Below are 499 nucleotides of genomic sequence, written 5' to 3'. Positions count from 1 at the left end.
GCCTGCCCCGCCCTATTCCTTCATCGCGCTGGTCGATGGCGCGGCCCCGGCGGCGATGGCCCGGCTGATCGGGATGCGCGGCGCGGCGGTCCTGCCGCTCAGCAGCGCGGATCGCGCCAGCCGCAACCGCTTCGCCACCGCGCTCGACCGGCTGGTGCAGGACGTGGACGATTCCGCGGTGCTGATCGCCAATGGCGCGGCGTGCCTCGCCGCCGCCTGGTGGAGCCGCCTGTCGCCCGCCAGCTATGTCGAGCGCGTCGCCGGCGCGATCCTGATCGAGCCGGACGATCGCCGGGCGAGCGGCCCCATGACGCGCGCGGCGCTGCGCGACGGCTTTGCCTCGCCCGCCTGCCCGCTACCCTTCCCGGCGATCGTTGTTGCGGCCGATGGCGCGGCCCGCGCATCGGGCCTGGCCGATGAATGGGGCGCGCGCCTGCTACCCGGCCTGGTCGAAGACGCCCCGCGCAGCATGACCGCCCGCGCCCGCCTGATGATCGAC

1 protein-coding gene is annotated in these 499 nt (G+C 75.4%); it reads left to right on the top strand.

The genetic code is table 11. From position 1 onward, the window contains the following. The coding region (locus AX709_RS17210) for an alpha/beta hydrolase (protein ID WP_197432049.1) at positions 1-499 on the top strand (499 nt) is incomplete at both ends.

The organism is Sphingomonas sp. CCH15-F11 (assembly GCF_001557005.1).
In the GTDB taxonomy this organism is placed as follows: Bacteria; Pseudomonadota; Alphaproteobacteria; order Sphingomonadales; family Sphingomonadaceae; genus Sphingomonas.
The sequence above is the reverse complement of the archived record's forward strand: the minus strand, read 5'-3'. Positions and strand labels throughout refer to the sequence as shown.